This is a genomic window from Thioclava kandeliae, assembly GCF_040297545.1.
GTDB classification, from domain to species: Bacteria; Pseudomonadota; Alphaproteobacteria; order Rhodobacterales; family Rhodobacteraceae; genus Thioclava; species Thioclava kandeliae.
On sequence record NZ_JAYWLC010000096.1, the window covers coordinates 1 to 546 of the forward strand.

At 34.6% G+C, this 546-nt stretch carries 1 protein-coding gene; it reads left to right on the forward strand.

The genetic code is table 11. The features are described 5' to 3' along the window. Positions 1-50: 50 nt before the first annotated feature. On the forward strand, positions 51-546 hold a 496-nt coding region (locus VSX56_RS20780), incomplete at its 3' end, for a YwqG family protein (protein ID WP_350939393.1).

Here is a 546-nt window from a genome sequence, read left to right on the forward strand (position 1 = left end):
TATAATTAAGTTAGGCATTTTCAATTCATTACTAAAGGGAGGCAAATGTAGTGAAGAATACGTATCAACTTCAAATTCCGAAAGAACTAGAACAGTATCGTAGTATTTTAGAAGAAAGTGTGAAACCGTATATTAAAGTGTCTGGAACGCAAGCAGAGACAACGCTTTTTGAAAGTAAATTTGGTGGATATCCGTATTTACCTATAGATCAAGAGCATCCTAAAGACTCAAACGGACAACCTATGATGCTACTTGCGCAGTTAAACCTTGAAGAAATACCTAACATTGAACATATGCCTCAACATGGAATGTTACAGTTTTTCATAAGTGCTGAAGAAGATCTTTTTGGAGCAGATTTTGATCATCCCACAAGCCAAAAAGACTTTCGGATTGTTTATCATTCTACAATCACAGCGGATTTAACTAAGGTGATTACTGATTTTAGTTATTTAAACACTTTAGATTTAGAGAATTTTATCATACCCGAAGCAGCAAAACTAAAGTTTGAGTTGGCATATCAGCCAGTAACACCAAGAGATTATCGAT